The sequence below is a fragment of the Phormidesmis priestleyi ULC007 genome (assembly GCF_001895925.1).
GTDB lineage: Bacteria > Cyanobacteriota > Cyanobacteriia > Leptolyngbyales > Leptolyngbyaceae > Phormidesmis_A > Phormidesmis_A priestleyi_A.
Map to the genome: position 1 here is coordinate 221,042 of NZ_MPPI01000002.1, position 17,563 is coordinate 238,604.

Annotated in this window: 16 protein-coding genes; 6 read left to right on the plus strand and 10 right to left on the minus strand. The window is 49.1% G+C overall.

The genetic code is table 11. From position 1 onward, the window contains the following. The first annotated feature begins 54 nt into the window (after positions 1–54). Positions 55–1,548 carry a DUF2079 domain-containing protein gene (locus BRW63_RS03435; protein WP_223257276.1) on the plus strand — a complete coding sequence of 498 codons (1,494 nt, stop codon included), beginning with the start codon at positions 55–57 and terminating at the stop codon, positions 1,546–1,548. Positions 1,549–1,575: 27 nt separating this feature from the next. Here BRW63_RS03435 and BRW63_RS03440 read toward each other — a convergent pair whose 3' ends face one another. From BRW63_RS03440 to rpmG, 3 genes are all read right to left on the minus strand, one after another. Then, a complete protein-coding gene (locus tag BRW63_RS03440) occupies positions 1,576–3,585 on the minus strand; it encodes a ribonuclease catalytic domain-containing protein (protein ID WP_073069507.1) in 2,010 nt (669 codons plus the stop codon). A gap of 110 nt (positions 3,586–3,695) precedes the next feature. After that, positions 3,696–3,911 (minus strand): 30S ribosomal protein S18, encoded by a 216-nt coding sequence (gene rpsR, locus BRW63_RS03445; RefSeq protein ID WP_073069508.1) that lies wholly within the window; start codon positions 3,909–3,911, stop codon positions 3,696–3,698. A gap of 110 nt (positions 3,912–4,021) precedes the next feature. Beyond that, positions 4,022–4,216, minus strand: coding sequence for a 50S ribosomal protein L33 (rpmG, locus tag BRW63_RS03450; protein ID WP_073069509.1), 195 nt, complete (start codon positions 4,214–4,216; stop codon positions 4,022–4,024). 136 nt (positions 4,217–4,352) lie between these two features. Between rpmG and BRW63_RS03455 the strand changes: the two genes are divergently transcribed. After that, positions 4,353–5,576 (plus strand): molybdopterin molybdotransferase MoeA, encoded by a 1,224-nt coding sequence (locus BRW63_RS03455; RefSeq protein ID WP_073069510.1) that lies wholly within the window; start codon positions 4,353–4,355, stop codon positions 5,574–5,576. 12 nt (positions 5,577–5,588) lie between these two features. On the opposite strand, the gene ftsZ is transcribed toward BRW63_RS03455, so the two are convergent. The 5 genes from ftsZ to BRW63_RS03480 all read right to left on the minus strand — a co-directional run bounded on the left by ftsZ (position 5,589) and on the right by BRW63_RS03480 (position 11,034). Then, positions 5,589–6,887 (minus strand): cell division protein FtsZ, encoded by a 1,299-nt coding sequence (gene ftsZ, locus BRW63_RS03460; RefSeq protein WP_073069511.1) that lies wholly within the window; start codon positions 6,885–6,887, stop codon positions 5,589–5,591. Between the two features lie 178 nt (positions 6,888–7,065). Next, entirely contained in the window at positions 7,066–7,956 is an 891-nt protein-coding gene (locus tag BRW63_RS03465; RefSeq protein WP_073069512.1) for a cell division protein FtsQ/DivIB, read from the minus strand. A 289-nt stretch (positions 7,957–8,245) separates the two neighbouring features. Continuing rightward, the gene (locus tag BRW63_RS03470; protein ID WP_223257277.1) at positions 8,246–8,689 is read right to left on the minus strand and encodes a DUF4168 domain-containing protein; all 444 of its coding nucleotides are present in this window, start codon (positions 8,687–8,689) and stop codon (positions 8,246–8,248) included. Then, positions 8,686–9,411, minus strand: a complete 726-nt coding sequence (locus tag BRW63_RS03475) for a response regulator (protein ID WP_073069513.1) — start codon at positions 9,409–9,411, stop codon at positions 8,686–8,688. The genes BRW63_RS03470 and BRW63_RS03475 overlap by 4 nt, the downstream gene beginning before the upstream one ends. A gap of 441 nt (positions 9,412–9,852) precedes the next feature. Next, complete coding sequence (locus tag BRW63_RS03480; protein ID WP_073069514.1) at positions 9,853–11,034, minus strand: aldo/keto reductase; 1,182 nt, start codon at positions 11,032–11,034, stop codon at positions 9,853–9,855. Between the two features lie 169 nt (positions 11,035–11,203). On the opposite strand from BRW63_RS03480, the gene BRW63_RS03485 reads away from it, so the two are divergent. Continuing rightward, on the plus strand, positions 11,204–12,292 hold the full coding sequence (locus tag BRW63_RS03485; protein WP_073069515.1) for a DUF2325 domain-containing protein: 1,089 nt from the start codon (positions 11,204–11,206) through the stop codon (positions 12,290–12,292). A 118-nt stretch (positions 12,293–12,410) separates the two neighbouring features. Here the strand turns inward: BRW63_RS03485 and BRW63_RS03490 are convergent, their stop codons facing one another. Then, entirely contained in the window at positions 12,411–12,851 is a 441-nt protein-coding gene (locus tag BRW63_RS03490) for an HHL1-like protein (RefSeq protein WP_073069516.1), read from the minus strand. 151 nt (positions 12,852–13,002) lie between these two features. On the opposite strand from BRW63_RS03490, the gene BRW63_RS03495 reads away from it, so the two are divergent. Together BRW63_RS03495 and bchD are read left to right on the plus strand one after the other, a co-directional pair. Then, the gene (locus tag BRW63_RS03495) at positions 13,003–13,662 is read left to right on the plus strand and encodes a GIY-YIG nuclease family protein (protein WP_073069517.1); all 660 of its coding nucleotides are present in this window, start codon (positions 13,003–13,005) and stop codon (positions 13,660–13,662) included. A gap of 47 nt (positions 13,663–13,709) precedes the next feature. Then, positions 13,710–15,764, plus strand: a complete 2,055-nt coding sequence (bchD, locus tag BRW63_RS03500; protein ID WP_073069518.1) for a magnesium chelatase ATPase subunit D — start codon at positions 13,710–13,712, stop codon at positions 15,762–15,764. A gap of 172 nt (positions 15,765–15,936) precedes the next feature. On the opposite strand, the gene BRW63_RS03505 is transcribed toward bchD, so the two are convergent. After that, positions 15,937–16,719, minus strand: a complete 783-nt coding sequence (locus tag BRW63_RS03505) for an RNA polymerase sigma factor SigF (protein ID WP_073069519.1) — start codon at positions 16,717–16,719, stop codon at positions 15,937–15,939. Positions 16,720–17,042: 323 nt separating this feature from the next. On the opposite strand from BRW63_RS03505, the gene BRW63_RS03510 reads away from it, so the two are divergent. After that, positions 17,043–17,510 carry a hypothetical protein gene (locus BRW63_RS03510; RefSeq protein WP_073069520.1) on the plus strand — a complete coding sequence of 156 codons (468 nt, stop codon included), beginning with the start codon at positions 17,043–17,045 and terminating at the stop codon, positions 17,508–17,510. The last annotated feature ends 53 nt before the right edge of the window (positions 17,511–17,563 follow it).

Genomic DNA, 17,563 nt, shown 5'->3' on the forward strand with positions numbered 1-17,563 from the left:
TTACTAGAGCCAGATGGTGCGACAGCTTTTAACTGGCTGTGTTCAGGTAAATTGATGAAGACTGTGCAGAAACTTAACTTGTCTCTCCCGATCGCTCCATTTTCTCAACTCATGCAAACTCAGAAAGTCCAAGCTTGGCAAAAATATCTGGATCGCACCTACCTTCAGAAAATTGTGCCTCCAGCGATCGCGCGAATAGTTGCCATCAACAGCCTGATCTTTTTTGTGTGCAGTAGCGTCCGCCATTTGCTGTTTCAATCCACCGCTCTAGATTTGGGATATTTTGACCAGGCAATTTATCTGATTAGTCAGGGAATCACGCCGATCGTGTCTTTTTGGGGCTATCACTTCATGGGCGGTCACGCAGATTGGATTCTGTATGGGGTCGCCGTGTTCTACAAGCTCTATCCCAGTGTGTATTGGCTGTTTGCGATTCAGGCGATTTCTCTGAGCATGGGTGCTTTACCTATCTGGCACCTGGCACGACAAGCGGGATTGAATGCGTCACAGGCAAACACGATCGCCCTCTCTTATCTTCTTTACCCCTTACTGTTCAACCTTAATCTGTTTGATTTTCATCCAGAAGTCATCGCTTTACCGTTAATTCTCACCGCAGTTTTAGCAGCAAGAGCCGATCGCGTGGGCTGGTTTACTTTCTGTATTGTGTTGATTTTGGGCTGTCGAGATGCTTTGTCGCTAACCGTTGCAGCGATGGGTTTTTGGCTTTTGGTATTCGAGAAAAAGCGACAGTGTGGCACGATCGCGATTCTGCTAGGCGGTATCTGGTTTGCGATCGCCACCCAGCTTGTGATTCCCTATTTTCGTCCCGGTGGAGTCGAGTCAGTGGCGCGATACGGATATCTGGGAACTTCTTTGGCGGAGGTTGTGAAGAATCTTTTTCTCAAGCCTTGGTTAATTTTGGAAAAGTTGTTCTCGATCGACACCCTATTCTACGTATTTTTACTAGTAATCCCGATCGCCTGGGGGCTTTCACTGCGATCGCTTACGCCCCTAGTTGCAGCACTACCTACTTTTGTCATCAACATTCTGTCAGAGTCAGAATCTCAGCGCAACTTGGTGCACCAATACTCACTGCCTGCTCTACCATTTTTGGTGCTGTCTGTGATCTCGGCAATGGCAGCCGGCAAAGGGTGGATCAAAAATTCACGAACCATAATCCTCTGGTCGCTGATGGCATTTCTGGCGTTGGCAAAGTACGGTTTTTTTTGGGAGAAGTATCTCGATCGTCTCGATACCTGGCAAGCGACGCGAGAGGCGATCGCCCAAGTGCATTCAAAAGGTGCCGTTCTCACCACCAGCTACATCGCTCCTCATCTCACCCATCGTCCGTTTTTGGAGTACACAAATCTGGTTGCGCCACCTACGACTCTCAATCAGTTTGACTACGTGTTGCTCAATCTCCGTCATCCTGGGTGGGCAAGTAGCCTAGAGCTTGCGAATCAGGTTTTTCAGTTAGCCCAAAAGACTCCCCAGTTTCAGCTTCAATACGAGCATGACCAGGTTTATTTGTTTGTTAAGAAAGACTAAGGAGTTCGTGACTTCTCTGTTGCTTCTTCATCCCACTGCTTGAGTGACCACTTCCTGGAATTGGATGATGTCTTGACGCGGATCGACGTGGCTGACTTTGAGATCGAGGCGATCGCCAGGTTCGATCGATCGGCTAAACCGAATCGGCAACTCCAACCCTAAATCTTCTAACAAGATGAGTCCAAGGTTTTCGTGTTCACGTAGCCAGCGCAGCATTAGAGCTTGCCAGACCTCAGACGAGTTGCGACGCAGAAACTCTAAGCCCCAATAGCGATTGGTTTGACGCTCGACAAGAGAGGCTTCCTGCACCGTACTGGCAATAGTAAGCATCAAATCTTTCACTTCGTCCGGGGAGAATGGCAGCGTTGCACCTCGCAAATGCGCTTTGATCTGAAAGTGCGTCAGCAAATCGCTATAGCGGCGAATTGGAGAGGTGACTTGAGTGTAGGTGTCTAGCCCCAAACTGGCATGACGAGCAGGGGTGATGCTCAACTCACTACGAGGCATGCAGCGGCGAATCGCACAGGAGCGCACAGGGCCCGCCGGAAGTTGCAGCAGTTCACCTTCAGGAGGCAATTCGGGCTGCGGTTGAGCGCGGAAAGGCACTGGCAAGCCGTGCTTTTGACCATAGCGTGCAGCCACCTCTCCTGCCAAAATCATCATTTCAGCCACGAGTTGCCGAGAAACGGAATCTTCCAGGACGTAGACCACAACCTCGCCGTCGCCGTTGACCTTGATGGACGATTCGGGCATGTGAATGCTAATCGCTCCCTGAGACTGTCGCCACTGCTCACGGCGTTTTGCCCAACGCGCGATCGTTTCCAATTCTGACTCTGCCTGAACGCCCCATTGCAGCATCTCGTCTACATCGTCGTAGGTGAGGCGGTAAGTGGCTTTGATCAAGCTGGTGTGAATGCTAAAATCTTGTACGCCGCCCGATTCGTCTAAAACGACCCCAAAGCTGAGGGCACAGCAGACTTCGCCTTGATTTAAGCTCATCGGCCCGGTTGCTAACTCAGACGGAAACATCGGAATCATTCCCGTCGGCAGATAGATAGTGGTGGTTCGACGACGAGCCTCTAAATCTAAGTCATCACCAGGGATGAGCCAGCGAGTCGGGTCAGCAATGTGAATCCAGAGGCGCTGCTGACCATCTGGCAGAATTTCTAGACTCAAGCCGTCATCGATTTCACGGGTGCTTTCATCGTCGATCGTATAAACCTTTAAGTGAGTCAGGTCTAACCGATCGGCGTTTGAGTCAGCAGGCGGAAACTCCAAGCGGTGGTGCAACACTTCCAAAACCTTTGTAGAAAAGTGAGTAGGGATCTGGCTGCGCCGCAGGGACAGATTCTCGTGAGGACTCCACAAACCCAGATCGATCAGCAGTTGAAAAGCGGATTGAGGAGTTTCCTGCCGTTTAAGAGCGCCCAAGGTTTCAAGGGCAGGCGTGCGATGAGTTGCCTCATCTCCCAAGGTCGCAAATCGCTCAATGGCATCGAGGCGAACTCGATCGCTGGGTTGCCACTCGACGGCTTCACCCTTTAAGGCTTGCTGAAGGCGCTCTAGATAGCTCTCCCAGTCGCGTTGCCGTTGAGCTTCCATCTCAATCTGGTGCTTGAGTTCGGCAACTTGGTTAGCAGGTCGAGGTTCGTAGCGATCGCCCTTCTGCTTAAAGTAAATCTTATCGTCTGAAAGTAAGCAGTACGCCGCATAACACAAGAGCGCGGTCTTCTCTGAGAACAGCAACATCGCCATTTCGATCGGCGCAGTGCTCTCGCCAGTTTCGCTCAAGATCTCCCAGGCAACTTCTAAACTTGATGGATCAAGATAGGGTTGAATCTCCTGCAAAAACTTGGGAATGTCGGCAGACTTATAAGTTTCGTCAGCAATTTCGTAAGTGACTTGTCGAGGATGAAGGGTGTGAGCTTGCCCACGATCGTCGGTCACAATCCAATGTTTTTTGCCTTCTGGACGTTCGGCAACGGCAAGACGGCGATCGCTATTGAGGCGAAATTCAACTAGGGTTCCCTTCTCCATTGAGGTCAGTGCAATTAAGGGTGTTAAGGACAGCAAATGAGAGCCGGGGAGTGGTGCCTGATATCTAGCAGCAAAACGCGCTCACACTCTACACCTTAACACCCCGCAGATTAACCTTCTTGGCTGATGAAGGGCAACAGCGCCATGATTCTAGCGCGCTTAATGGCAACGGTCAGATGACGCTGCTGTTTAGCGGTGAGTCCTGTGATCCGACGGGGAAGAATTTTGCCTCGCTCGGTGATAAATTTCCGCAACAAATCGACATCTTTATAATCGATCGGTTCTTCAGGCTTGAGAGGCGAGACGCGACGACGGTAATAGCTCATGGTGATTCCTTGGTGAGTGGTCAGTGGTCAGTAGTCGGGCTGAGAGACTACGGGCAAGAAGTTACCAGCTTATTGCTGACAGCCGATATAACTAGTTAACGATCTACTAGTTACTTGATTTCTTTGTGGGCAGTATGTTTGTTGCAGTGAGGACAGAACTTAGCTAGTTCTAGCCGTGCTGTAGTGTTACGACGGTTTTTGGTGGTGGTGTAACGAGAGACACCGGGCGATCGCTTATCAGGATTGGTGCGACACTCGGTGCACTCTAAAGTAATCACGATTCTAACGCCCTTATTCTTAGCCATGATCGGTTAATTGTGAAGACACTGATTTGGACACAAACAACTATTATTCCACATGACAGCGAACTTGTGCAAAAAACCGTTTAAGTGTCAGGTCAGAGATGGTTTACGCTGACTGAATAAAGTGGGTGAGAAAACAATGGTGCCAGCAAAGCAAGCAGAAGAGCTAATTCTTAACTTAGTCCAACCGTTTAATATACAGGACGTGGAGGATGTGGATTTGCGATCCGTGCGCGATCGCATCCTGGCAGTCTCTGTAACCAGTCATCTAGACTTTCCCCACTGGGACAATTCGGCAATGGATGGCTACGCCGTGCGGTTTGAGGATGTCAAATCTGCTAGCGCTGAGAAGCCCGTCGTCTTGGAAATCGTAGAAGAGATTCCGGCTGGATATCAACCCCAGCGATCGGTCAAACCCGGACAAGCCGCCCGAATTCTCACAGGCTCTGTGATGCCAGAAGGGGCAGATACGATCGTCATCCAAGAAGAGACAAAGCGGGAAGATGAACAAGTTTTGATCCTGAAACCTCCCATCGAGCCGCAAGCTTTTGTACGTCATCGCGGGGCTTTCTATCAAGCAGGTGCGCCCTTGTTGTCAGCAGGATTGGTGCTGAAGGCACCCGAAATCGCAGTGTTGGCAGCAGCACAATGTAGTCAAGTGCGAGTTTATCGTCGTCCTCGCGTGGCAATTTTGTCTACGGGCAGCGAGTTAGTCACACCCGATCAACCGTTGCAACCCGGACAAATTGTTGATTCTAATCAGTATGCACTCGCGGCACTGGTCGAGCAGATGGGCGGAGAAGCGATTCCGTTAGGCATTGTGGCAGATCAGCCCGAAGCTCTGAAACGCACGATCGCTGATGCGGTTGCGATCGCCGATGTCGTTCTCTCGTCTGGAGGCGTTTCGGTTGGCGATTATGATTATGTCGATCGCATTTTGGCAGAGCTAGGCGCACAGATTCACATCCGCGCGGTCGCCATTAAACCCGGAAAGCCCTTAACGGTTGCCACGTTTCCAAAAGCGCTTTATTTTGGGCTGCCCGGCAATCCCGTTTCAGCCCTCGTGACGTTTTGGCGATTTGTCCAACCCGCTCTCAAAAAACTATCGGGCTTGCCCCAAGGATGGGAGCCGACATTTGTGCAAGCGATCGCTCAACAAGACTTACGATCAGACGGCAAGCGAGAGTCTTATCTCTGGGGTCAATTGCACTGGGTTAATGACTCCTACGAGTTTACGATCGCGACAGGAAGCAGCAGTTCCGGCAATTTAATTAATCTTGCTGGAACAAATAGTTTGGGAGTCATTCCGATCGGGCAGACTCAAATTATGGCAGGAGAATCACTTCAAGTGCTCCAGATTTGAAGAGCCTAACCTTTATCTCGGTGGTCTGCGTTTCTGCAAAAACTCAGGAATATCTAAACCTGGAGGCTTGCTTTTCGGATCGGGAGTTGAAGCTGGAGTCGGAGTCGTCGGAGTCACTGATCGTTTCGGGAGCGCAGTTGGTTTTCCAGCAGCTTGCTGGGGTTGAGGTTCAGGAGAAAACCCGGTCGCAATCACCGTAATTCGGACTTCGCCTTGAAGCCGCTCGTCAATCACTGCCCCAAAAATGATATTGGCATTGGGGTCAACGACTTCATAAATGATTTCTGCCGCCGCATTGACTTCATGAAGCGTCAGATCGGTGCCACCCGTGATGTTGAAAACAACTCCTCTGGCTCCGTTGATGGACGCTTCTAATAGAGGCGATGAAATTGCGGCGATCGCTGCTTCTCTAGCTCTAGACTTACCAGACCCGATGCCGATGCCCATCAGTGCCGAACCTGCGTCTGCCATGATCGCTCTTACGTCAGCAAAATCTACGTTTACCAAACCGGGAATCGTGATGATGTCTGAAATGCCTTGTACGCCCTGACGCAAAATATCATCTGCGGTCTGAAACGCTTCCTGTACAGGCGTTTGCTCAGAAATCACCGTCAGCAGCTTGTCATTAGGAATAATAATCAGGGTATCGACTCGGCTTTGCAGCGCGGCAATCCCTTCTTCGGCCTGAGTGGTGCGTCGCCGTCCTTCAAATGTGAAGGGGCGAGTCACGACTCCAACCGTCAGGGCCCCTAACTCCTTTGCGACTTCGGCGACGATCGGAGCCGCCCCCGTGCCCGTGCCGCCCCCCATCCCTGCTGTGATAAACACAAGATCTGAGTTTTCTAACGCTGTGGCGATTTCATCACGAGATTCTTCGGCGGCTTTTTGCCCGATCGCCGGGTTTCCCCCTGCCCCTAGCCCTCGCGTCAATTTTTGACCCACTTGCAAACGTTTTGAAGCTTGAGCCTGAGCTTGAGACAACGCTTGAGCATCGGTGTTTACCGTCCAAAACTCAACTCCAGACACATCGCTGGCAATCATTCGGTTGACTGCATTGCCGCCACCCCCGCCCACGCCGATGACTTTAATCTTTGCTACGCTTCCTGGCACGATATCACCACTCCTTGAATCTTCAGGCAAACCTTTGAGGCTGGAGTTTTGACTTAAATATAGACTGGAGTTGCCGCCAAACGGGTTAGGATTTTCTGCCATGGATGAGAAGCTAGATTGTCCTTCATGAGAACTTTCGTAGCCGCGCTCTAGTCGGCTGTCGAGAGGGGTTGAGGTGTCTGACTCATTGTTAAGCGTCATTGGAATTTCAGCGAGGGTTATGAACAAGAGATCAGCGCTAGACGAAGCTAGATAATCAGAGAAAAAGACAGAAGAATGAACGATGCTGCCACATCGATCGCGGCGAAAAGGTATTTAGATTAACGATATCAGGTTAAGTTTTCTAGCAGTTAATTTGCAAATTTTCTCATAGCTCGGCTCAAGGAGTACTTAATTTTACAGGAGTTTTTGAAGGATTCATTTGAAGAAATGGGGAATCTGGGTTTCTTAAATCGATATAGGAGAGTTGGCTAGGATTGACATGATTAGGCAATCGGCGCATCTGATCAAGCGCTTTTAGTTGATTTGCAAAGTTAGAACCATACATTCCAAAGTGAACGGAACCAATCTCAGTTTTAAGAATTAAATTATTGGGGTCTTCCCAGTTAATTTCAGAAACCTTGACCGGGCTGCGGCTTAACATTTGATAAAGGGTAGTCCAATTCGGGCGATATTGCGATAGGTTCCCGGTAACTTTAAGCGTTGGCAGTTTAAAGCTTTGATTCAGCGCGGTGTAGGTTTCAAGCGAAGTCCAAATCCCATTTTCGTCGAGAAGACCAGACTGAGTAGGGTTTGCTTGCAGGTCAGAAGCTTGAGCAGGTTGACCGCCTTTTGAGGCAGTAGGCGGGCTAGAGATTGAGACTCTAGAACTGGGTTGAGCGATCGCCACCGGGTTGCGCTCACGAACTCTCACCGTCAACCCTGGAGGAAACAGTTGACGGTCAACGGTTGCTTCAGAGATCGGAGCCTTTGATTTCAGCGCATCTGCAAGGGCTTGAGGCTGAATTTTGAGCAAAGATTGAGGATAAGCGATCGGCAGCAAGGTGCGAATTGTCTGAGCAGAAATAAATTGATTGCCTTTGATTGTAACCTGCTCTGGCTTGCGAATCACCCAAGCAGGCAAGGTGGCAACCCAAACCGCCCCACCTGCCAAGCCTGTAACTGCGAGACTGCGCCAACTTGTTTGAAAAAACCTGACTCGTCGCTGACGGCGCAGTTTTTGCCGTCGCTGGGTTAACTCAGTCTGAGAAATGGGAGCAATGCTGGTCATCGTGAATGCTCACTGAATAAAGCTAGAAAATGGGCAAATTAGAGAATCAAGTCGATGAACCCTCACTGCAAAGGCGAACGGATCTTTTCAAGACTGATCTACATTGATCGGGTTTTAGCAAGATATTGAGAGAAGCTGCGATCGTGACAATACAATTGCTCTACCACGATTTATAAGCCGACTTCTGGAATCTGTCTTTCTATTTAATCACCCATTTCCAGTTGTGCGGCTTCCCTCATTGGGAAAGTTCAGCCCTTTGTGTTTCCAATCTGCTTCAGATAGCTGGGGATCAGGTAGCAGTCTCTTGTATGAGGGTTACAACCCGTTCGCCAAATTCAGGATCAACGTTGGCGAGACTTAAAAGTTGCAAATATTCTTGACGATTTAAGCCTGCGGTTTCAATCAGGACGATCGCTGCCATTTCGATATCGCGCTGAATGCGGAGTGACTCAGATTCAGTTTCGGCTGCCTGTAGCTCTCCTTCTCGCCGCTCAATCAACGCTACAACTTGCAGATAGACATTGACAAATTGAGTCACTTTTTCAGACGGAATATTATTCGTGTCGGGTCTAGCCAAATTGCTGCTAGGTGAAGTGATAGAAGAAAGATCGGCATCAGATGCCCAACTCGCGATCGGAGCCAACAGACAAAGAGAAATGCAAACCATCAGCGCTGCTAGATGACGAATCAGCGATCGCACAGGTTTCTGGAATGGCTGCTTAACTCTCTTCACCCAATTAAGCCCGATCGCAGTGCTCTCACGGCTGCCTGGGTGCGATCGTCTGCACACAGTTTATTGAGGATATTGCGAACGTGAGTTTTAACTGTTCCCACCGTGATGTAGAGTTTCTCAGCGATCGCGGCGTTGCTGCACCCATCAACAATCAGTTGTAAGACTTCTAACTCTCGCTCGGTCAGAGGGTAAGCTTCAATAATTTGGTTATATTCTGGCTCGGCGGCACTGATCGAAACCGTTTTGAATTCAACCACTGCGCTGTCTTCGGGCTGGGTGTCTCGCGCTTGCCGCAAGACGACACGAGCGATCGCGGGATCAATCCAAGAGTTGCCTTCTTGGGTGACGCGCAGCGCTTCTACAAGCTGGTCTAAGCTCACGTCTTTCATGCAATAGGAGTCTGCCCCGGCTGCAAAAGCGGCTAATACGACATCTTCGTTGTCTTGCAGCGTCAAGATCAAAACTTTGGTAATGGGTTCGTCTTCCATTGCTGCTTGGGCTTGGCGAAAGCGACGAGTTAGCTCAATGCCGTCAATGTCAGGCAAGCCGATATCAACGATCGCGACATCTGGCTTTGCAGAAGTCATCAGCTTCAAGCCATCGGTGCCATTTGAGGCTTCGCCGACCACTTTAAACCCAGGTCTCTGCTGTAGTGCAGTTCTCATACCAACTCTGGTCAGGTCATGATCTTCAATAAGAGTAATCCGAATATCAGTCTCCATCAAAGTAAGCTCCTATAGTTTTTAGAACATAACTAAGCGTGAATTCGATGAAGCTTTTCGCTACGGTTGCCAATCCGGGTTGCCCCCTAAATCCCCCCAAATTGGGGGACTTTGAACCTAAATTCTGGGCTTGAAGTCCCCCAGAGTTGGGGGATTTAGGGGGCTGAAGCCCTGAAGAACGAAGCGAAAGAACTCATCGAACTGACGTTAACTGAAGCACGACAGATAACTACTGGACTAAGTGTTAGCTTGTCTGCTTTTTTTTGCAATGCCACCACTTTCAATCCAGTCGATTCACTGAGGTTGCTAACCTGCAACTTCTTTAATCGACAAGAATCGATAGCTTCCTTAACCGACCCGTATTTGTCTCTAATCATAGACTTAGTTGATTGATACAAATGTCTTGCTTGTGGCATACAACTTTAGACAGAAATTTAAAAGTTATGAGCTGCCCATGCGTTTGACGATCGCATCACTCAACAGCTCGTGAGCTTCTTGCAAAATGCCTGGAATTTTATCGGCATGAGGACTGTTGACTAGACATTTTTGTAGAGATTTGGGGTCGATCGCGTCGGCTCTTGCCCCCGGAAACCAGTGGCTTGCTTGACCCAGCAGGTTGTAGCGCATTTTGGCGTAGTCCACCATGTCGTAAGCGATCGCCAGATTTCGTAGCCACAAAATGATCGGAATATTTAATCGACCGGGGGTTTCATCGACCGATGGCAATCCGGTTCGCCAAGTGTTAACCCAGTCAGCGCCCAATCGCTCGATCGCAGCATCTTCTAGTCGCTTCAAAATAGGCGGCAGAATTTCGTCTGCTCGATCAAGCCAGTCTAGCGTCTTCAAGTGTTCGTCAAAATCTTCAGGACGGGCAGCCCCCACGCTCAGAGTGTGAACCTGCGGATGGCTGAGACAAAACAAATTGTTAAACACGATCGGACTGAGTGGCGCACAGAGATCTACTAGCCTCGGCGAAGGTTGGTAAAGTAACCCTCCTTTATTAGAAGGACTGATGATGAAGACACCCATATCAAGCTGGTTTGCGGCTTCGATCGCGGGCCAATTGACTTGATTGATGTAATACCAGTGCAGATTGACATAATCAAACTGATTAGTCGCGATCGTCTTCACAATTACATCAGTCGGGCCGTGAGTCGAAAACCCGATCGATCGGACTTTTCCCTGAGCTTGAAGCTTTTGCATCACTTCTAAGCAGCCACCCGATCGCAAGCACTCATCTAAGTGACTGTCGAGATTGATTCCGTGAATTGACAGCAGATCCACATACTCCAGGTTTAGCAGCCGCAGCGATTGCTCAAACGTCTTTAAAAACGCTTTCGCGTCTGCCATCGGCCCAACCTTGGTTTGCACAATCAGCTTTTCACGGGGCAACTTTGGCAAAACTTTTCCAAGCTGCAACTCTGACGTGCCATAATCGCGAGCCGTCTCGATGTGGTTGATCCCCACTTCTAGCGATCGGTGAATCGTCGCTTCTAAATTTTTCTGGTTATCGGCTGGGACTTCCTGATATGAAACATCTTGCCACTTGTACTGATAGCGCATTCCGCCACAGGTGAAGACTGGGATTTGTAACTCAGTGCGCCCAAAACGTCTGTATTTCATGAAACGTAAGTAAAGACAAGGACTCGTTGGATGGCAGACAAAGAATGATTCCGTACTTCCACGCTGACCTTACCTAGTTTAGACAGAGATATTAAGAATATTTATCTTTTGAGCAACATCCTGACATTGGTCTGGTTCTCTCACCCAACTCAAAAAAGGTTGTACCAGTATGCAAAGCTTTGATCCCTTCGAGCAATTTGTCCAGAGTTATGAAACAGAAATTGTTAAGCGAGAAGCCTGTCTTGAGATTCAGCAAAAGCTAGAACATTTTTGCATCAAGTTAGAAAACCTGCAACGGGAACTGCAACGGGTCAACACGCCGATCGATGACGATCGCTATCAGCAGCTAGAGGTTAGAATTCGTCACTATCGCTATCAGCTTAAATATGAGTTGCTTAAGCTGGCAGAAAAATTATTAGAGATTCGTCAGAGTCAACCTCAAGAACCCATTGATTGGGTCGGGCAACTGATCGAAGAGCGACGGCAGCGACAAGAGCGCGAAGAGTCTGACACCCAATTGAGACGGCGTGAACGAGAAGAGCTTCAGCGCCGACGACACGAGAAAAAGCGTCAGCTACTGGACACGATCGCCGCTCAAGAAAACTACTATGAAGCCGCCGATTTAGCGATCGAGGTTCACTACGCCAAAGAAGATCTGAAGTCACTAGAAGCGCTCGAAGAAGTGGTTAACGCCTTACTCGACAAAATCAACGACTGTAATCGGGACGGAAAGGCGATCGTGATTGCGGGCACTCCAGAATGGAAGCTGTCTCGGATGTATGAAAAGGCGACTAAGCTACGTCAACAAAAATATCCATCTCATCTGACCTTAGTGCCGCCCAGTGGAAACCCTAGCTCTCGCTCTCGTGCGGCGGCTGATGATTGCGGCCAATCAGACGAAAAACCTGACCCTTATGCAGAATTAGCCGGAAAAGTGGTGATCTTTGGAGGTCAAAACAACGTCAAAGTGCAGGTAGAAGAGTGTTTGCGGCAGTCAAAAGTGCATCTGGTCTGGTGCACCGCCGAGGATGGCGATCAGTGGGCGAAACAAACTGAGAGCCACATTGCCCAGGCTGATCTTGTCGTGATCATTACCGGCCGTGGCACACCTCACAAGCAAACTATTAGCGCCAAACGAGTTGCCAAGAATTGTCGTAAACCCTTGACACAGTGCGATCGGGCATCGGGCAAAGACAGCTTGCTAGAACACATCAAAATTGGACTTTTGGGATTGCAGCTACAGAGAAATCTAGGCTAATTTTTCGCAAAATGACGAGTTCTATAGCAATCCTAGGTGAATTGTGGGATGGGCATCTTGCCCGTACAGGCTAGAAGGCTGTCCCACTCTGACAACTGAAATAGGATTGCTATAGATCTTATTTGCGTTTGAAGATTGAGAAGACACGATCGCCAATCATCGACAGCGCATTCTGAACGCCAATTCCCGCGTTTGACCCGGCTGAAGGACGTTCGGCTAACTCGATCTCGTCGTCTTTAAAGCCTTTCAGACGATAGCCATACTCCAACTGAGCCTGATTTTTCTTCAGCACCGGAAACAGCCGAAACGCCCCTTTTTGTAGTTCTTCTAAGTTGTCAAAAATGGCATGATTGATTTGATTTGAGCGCTTCACCGCGATCGCACCGACCGGAAACCAGCTTTTCTTGCCCTGAACCCGAATGTAAATCTCATATTCAGGTGTGCCATCATCTTTGAACCGATCGTAAAGCTGCGATGCCTCAGCCCGCTTTTCAGCACCCTTACTCGGCTGCTTCTGTGTCTGCGGTTTCGCCTTCCCAAATCCAGCAGGAGTTGCCATTTCTGAAAATTACCTTAAAACTTGATTACAAAAGTTTACGCCATCTTTAGAAAGAATGGGAGGGGATGATCTCCGATCTCGCAAAATTCGGTTGCCTAGATCTCCGATAATAAAATGAATCTGATGCAGTGCGAAACGGAGATCAACTCAAGTGGAAGCAGATAACTCAGTTGCGATCGAGCATCAAAATGTCCCCCAAGCGCACCAAGGCTTACACAGCTTCTTATATAGCTCTGATGACGAGCATACTGAGACAACGACCAGCGCTCCTAACTTAGAAAGTCAGGGCAATGAAGTGATGTCTGTCGTAGACTGGTCTGCTCAAGCGGTAAATGCCAAAATTGCGGGAGTTTACGCAGTCTTCGATCGCAGTCTTCAACTTCAATACGTGGGCTATTCGCGCAATGTGCCGCTTTCTCTCAGTGGTCATGTGTCTCAAGTTGGCGACGAGACCTGTGCCTTTTTGCGGCTAAAAACCTTCAAGTTTCCTAAGCGCGAAGAAATGGAGCAGTTAAGGGATGCGTGGATTGCTGAGAATGGTGAAGTTCCATCTGGGAATGGAGACGAGAGCGATCGCTGGGCTGGCACCGTCGGAGAAGCGGCAAAACTGGTGATGTCTGCTGCCGATCGAGAGGCATATGAGGAGAAAAAATTGAAACTTCGTAAGGCAATGGCAGATCAAGCACTCAGCAAAGAGTCAGATCAGCTTTCAACCTCAGAAGCCGAGCGTCGTCAAAACCTAGAAGCCGCCGTCGAAAACGATGATTGGAGCGCCGTGATCCAACAATCTCAGAAAGCTGGAGAACCCTGAGCGCAATTTCTTTTCTTTAATGTACTAATTATTATTTTTGAGATGATATGTCCGTAGTTGATTCCCCAATTACCACGTTTCCGCTGGCTGCGGTCGTGGGTCAAGAAGCCATCAAAATGGCACTCCTTTTAGCGGCGGTCGATCCGACATTGGGAGGAGTCGTGATTGCTGGGCGCAGAGGCACCGCCAAATCAGTGATGGCACGGGCAATTCATGCGTTGCTGCCTCCGATCGAGGTCGTCAAAGATTCTCTCAGCAATTGTGACCCCAACACTCCCGAAGATTGGGACGACTTGACTTTAGAAAAAATAAAAAATTTGTCAGAGATTCCAACTGAGGTAATTCGGGCACCTTTTGTACAAATTCCGCTCGGCATCACCGAAGATCGGCTGCTTGGTTCCGTCGATGTCAGCCAATCGATTAGACAAGGTGAAACTGTTTTTCAACCAGGGCTTTTAGCAGAAGCCAATCGAGGCGTTCTTTATATCGACGAAATTAATCTGCTAGACGATCAGATCTCTAACTTCCTATTAACTGCCTTAACGGATGGACGTAACCAGATTGAGCGAGAAGGCATTAGCTTTCAGCATCCGTGTAAGCCCTTACTGATTGCTACTTACAACCCTGAAGAAGGATCACTGAGAGAACATTTACTGGATCGGATCGCGATCGCACTCTCTGCCGACGCGGTTTTAGAACTAGACGATCGCGTGCAAGCCGTTGAGCAAGCCACTCGCTATTCTGACTCTCCACAAGCATTTCTCCAGCAATATGCCGAAGATCTCGACTCGTTGAGAACTCAGATTATTTTGGCGAGAGAGTGGTTAAAAGATGTCCGCATCACCACTGAACAGATTAATTACTTAGTGAATGAAGCGATTCGAGGTGGCGTTCAGGGGCATCGAGCCGAACTATTTGCCCTCAGAGTTGCCAAAGCCCACGCCGCGCTAGACGGACGCATAGATGTAGTGGCAGAAGATTTGCACCAAGCCGTCAAACTGGTGATCGTGCCACGATCGACGATCGTCCAAACTCCACCTGACGAGAATCCGCCACCGCCACCGCCGCCCCCTCAAAACCAAGACGAACCCCAAGACGAATCTGAACAAGATCAAGACGAGCAGGAAGAAAAAGAAGAACCTGAAGATCAGCAAGAACAAGAACCACCTAGCATTCCTGAAGAGTTTGTCTTTGATGCAGAAGGCGTGATTCTTGACCCAGACGTGCTTTATTTTGCTCAAATGGCAACTCGTCAAGGCAAATCTGGGAGTCGCTCGGTTATCTTTTCTGACGATCGAGGACGCTACATCAAACCGATGCTGCCCAAAGGAAAAGTGCGCCGAGTTGCAGTCGATGCCACGTTACGATCGGCGGCTCCTTACCAAAAGTCTCGCCGTCAACGTGCTGAAGACAACCGACCCGAAACGAGTGCCGCTTCCCGCAAGCGCGTTTTTGTTGAAGAAAGTGATATTCGACAAAAGCGACTTGCCCGCAAAGCCGGAGCCTTGATTATCTTCGTCGTCGATGCGTCTGGTTCAATGGCGCTCAACCGCATGAACTCCGCAAAGGGAGCGGTGTTGACGCTCTTAACCGAGGCTTACCAAAATCGTGATCAAGTGTCGCTGATTCCGTTTAGGGGAGAACAGGCAGAGGTTTTGTTGCCACCCACGCGATCGATCGAAGCTGCAAAACGTCGTCTCGATCGCATGGCTTGCGGAGGCGGTTCTCCCTTAGCACACGGGTTAACTCAAGCCGTCCGGGTGGGGATCAATGCCCAACAGTCGGGAGATATTGGTCAAGTGGTAATTGTGGCGATTACAGATGGTCGGGGAAATGTGCCGCTGGCGCGATCGCTCGGCGAAACCATTCCTGAAGGTGAAAAGCCCGACATCAAAGCCGAACTGCTAGATATCGCAGGCAAAATTCGGGCGATGGGCACTCAACTCCTCGTGATTGACACCGAAAACAAATTTGTCTCGACAGGCTTTGCCAAGGAACTCGCTAAACAAGCGGGAGGTAAGTATTATCACTTACCTAAAGCAAGCGATCAGGCGATCGCTTCCATGACCCGGAATGCGATCGCTGACATGAAAACCCGATGACTCAAAATCTGCGTAAGGGCATGGCACTGCCGTGTCCATTGCCTATGCAAGTAACCGATACGATTTAATTCACGATCCTCAAACAATCTTTTGTATAGAAAATGCCGGACTGAACTAGATTCAACCCGGCGCTTTCGTGAATGATGAGCAACTGATCAGAACGAGTCAATCATTAAGGATCGGTTTGCAAAACTTGAGGCTGCAACAAGCCAACCATCTGCTGAATGCCTCGGTGAATGCGACGAGTCACCGTCATCGGGCTAACTCCGATTTGTTCGGCTACCTCTTTGCGAGACAAGTCGTGCAAAAAAACGTATTCGATCGCCTGCCGAGTTTTGTCTTCTAACTGGTTTAGCGCTTTGTGCAATTGCTGACGGTCTTCTTCTAAGTGCTGAAGCTGCTGATAATGGGCATCGGGCAGCGTGTCACCCAACGTCATCGGAGAATCGAGTTGCTGACTAATCGTTGCGTCCAAGCTCAACGGCAGCCGATTTCTAGCTGCTAGCTTACTCTCACGCCATTCGTGAACTTCTACGCCCATCTCGTTGGCGATTTCATCGTCGCTCGGCTGGTGACCCAATGCCTCGGTCAATCTTTCGCGAACTCGTTGCCCTTCTTTGTTGAGTTGTTGCCAGCGACGGGGAATCTTAACAGTACCGGCCCGATCTCGCAAAAAGTGAAGCATTTCACCTCGAATGTAAGGCACTGCAAACGAGCTAAACGCACAGCCTTGATGAGGGTTAAACCGCTCAATGGCACGAATTAAACCAATGTAGCCAATTTGTTCTAGATCTTCGTAGGGTTCGGCGCACTGATGGCTAACTCGATGAGCAATCTTGCGGACAAGACCCGCATTTAACTGCACCAACTGATTTCGCACACGAACCGAAGGTTTATTGTGGTAGGACACTAACAGTTCCATGCCACGAGAACGAAGGGAAGTTTGAGTTGCCATCATCTTTTTTAAGGGGTCGTCATCCACATCAGCGTTGAGCTTATTCTCTGTTTATGGAAAGTGATCAGCCATCGTCGATCTACGGTACTGATCCAGATCTATGCTTTAGACGGTCAGCAGAAACACGTAATATGTCACGACCGTACTGACGCTTTCAACGCTGTTTAATTAGTGGCTTGAGTCGATAAAGTTTTTGATTTGCGTCTCTCTATTGAACGATTTCAAGTGAATTCTAATGTTGCTCTCCAGAGAGAGGAAAGCCCTTTGTCAAGGGCTTAAGTTAGTGACTGTAATGACAACCTTTAACATAAGGAATCACTAAGATGGCATCTCAAAAAGAGACGAAAGGCAAGCAAGATGACTCGACCCTAGAAGAAAAGCAATCTACAAAAGCTCAATCTGAAGAAGCAAAACACGTAGACGCAGATCAAGATGACGCATCTCCTGATGTGGATTCTCTAGCAGAAGTTCTGCATGGTGATCTGACCGAGATCGAGTCTGATGCTGCGATCGCGTCGGTCGATGTGTGGGTGAACTTTCTCAAAGGTCACAAAGAAGAAAACCTTAAAGAACTCTCTGCCAGCCTGAAGGAACTAAAGAAGCTTCTGAAAGGAAAGAAGTCTGAAGCCAGTGAAATTGCTGAGGTTTTAGAGCAGTTAGGTGAACAGACCACCGCGATCGGTGACGAAGCCGGGAGAGGAGTCAAAGGCCCGCTGCACAGCGTTGGCAAGGCGTTAGCTCAAGCCGCCAAAAAAATCGAGAAGGCAGGCGTAGGCTCTGAAGCTAAGTAGCTATTGCCTTCATTAAATTCGCGGAGTCTCCTGCCTGGAGCAATGGGGTAACT

What these genes read in the sequence shown, in the direction of transcription:
- BRW63_RS03435 (WP_223257276.1), top strand. Translation starts at nt 55, where the DNA reads ATGAAGACTGTGCAGAAACTTAACTTGTCTCTCCCGATCGCTCCATTT.
- BRW63_RS03440 (WP_073069507.1), bottom strand. Translation starts at nt 3,585, where the DNA reads ATGGAGAAGGGAACCCTAGTTGAATTTCGCCTCAATAGCGATCGCCGT.
- rpsR (WP_073069508.1), bottom strand. Translation starts at nt 3,911, where the DNA reads ATGAGCTATTACCGTCGTCGCGTCTCGCCTCTCAAGCCTGAAGAACCG.
- rpmG (WP_073069509.1), bottom strand. Translation starts at nt 4,216, where the DNA reads ATGGCTAAGAATAAGGGCGTTAGAATCGTGATTACTTTAGAGTGCACC.
- BRW63_RS03455 (WP_073069510.1), top strand. Translation starts at nt 4,353, where the DNA reads ATGGTGCCAGCAAAGCAAGCAGAAGAGCTAATTCTTAACTTAGTCCAA.
- ftsZ (WP_073069511.1), bottom strand. Translation starts at nt 6,887, where the DNA reads ATGACGCTTAACAATGAGTCAGACACCTCAACCCCTCTCGACAGCCGA.
- BRW63_RS03465 (WP_073069512.1), bottom strand. Translation starts at nt 7,956, where the DNA reads ATGACCAGCATTGCTCCCATTTCTCAGACTGAGTTAACCCAGCGACGG.
- BRW63_RS03475 (WP_073069513.1), bottom strand. Translation starts at nt 9,411, where the DNA reads ATGGAGACTGATATTCGGATTACTCTTATTGAAGATCATGACCTGACC.
- BRW63_RS03480 (WP_073069514.1), bottom strand. Translation starts at nt 11,034, where the DNA reads ATGAAATACAGACGTTTTGGGCGCACTGAGTTACAAATCCCAGTCTTC.
- BRW63_RS03485 (WP_073069515.1), top strand. Translation starts at nt 11,204, where the DNA reads ATGCAAAGCTTTGATCCCTTCGAGCAATTTGTCCAGAGTTATGAAACA.
- BRW63_RS03490 (WP_073069516.1), bottom strand. Translation starts at nt 12,851, where the DNA reads ATGGCAACTCCTGCTGGATTTGGGAAGGCGAAACCGCAGACACAGAAG.
- bchD (WP_073069518.1), top strand. Translation starts at nt 13,710, where the DNA reads ATGTCCGTAGTTGATTCCCCAATTACCACGTTTCCGCTGGCTGCGGTC.
- BRW63_RS03505 (WP_073069519.1), bottom strand. Translation starts at nt 16,719, where the DNA reads ATGGCAACTCAAACTTCCCTTCGTTCTCGTGGCATGGAACTGTTAGTG.
- BRW63_RS03510 (WP_073069520.1), top strand. Translation starts at nt 17,043, where the DNA reads ATGGCATCTCAAAAAGAGACGAAAGGCAAGCAAGATGACTCGACCCTA.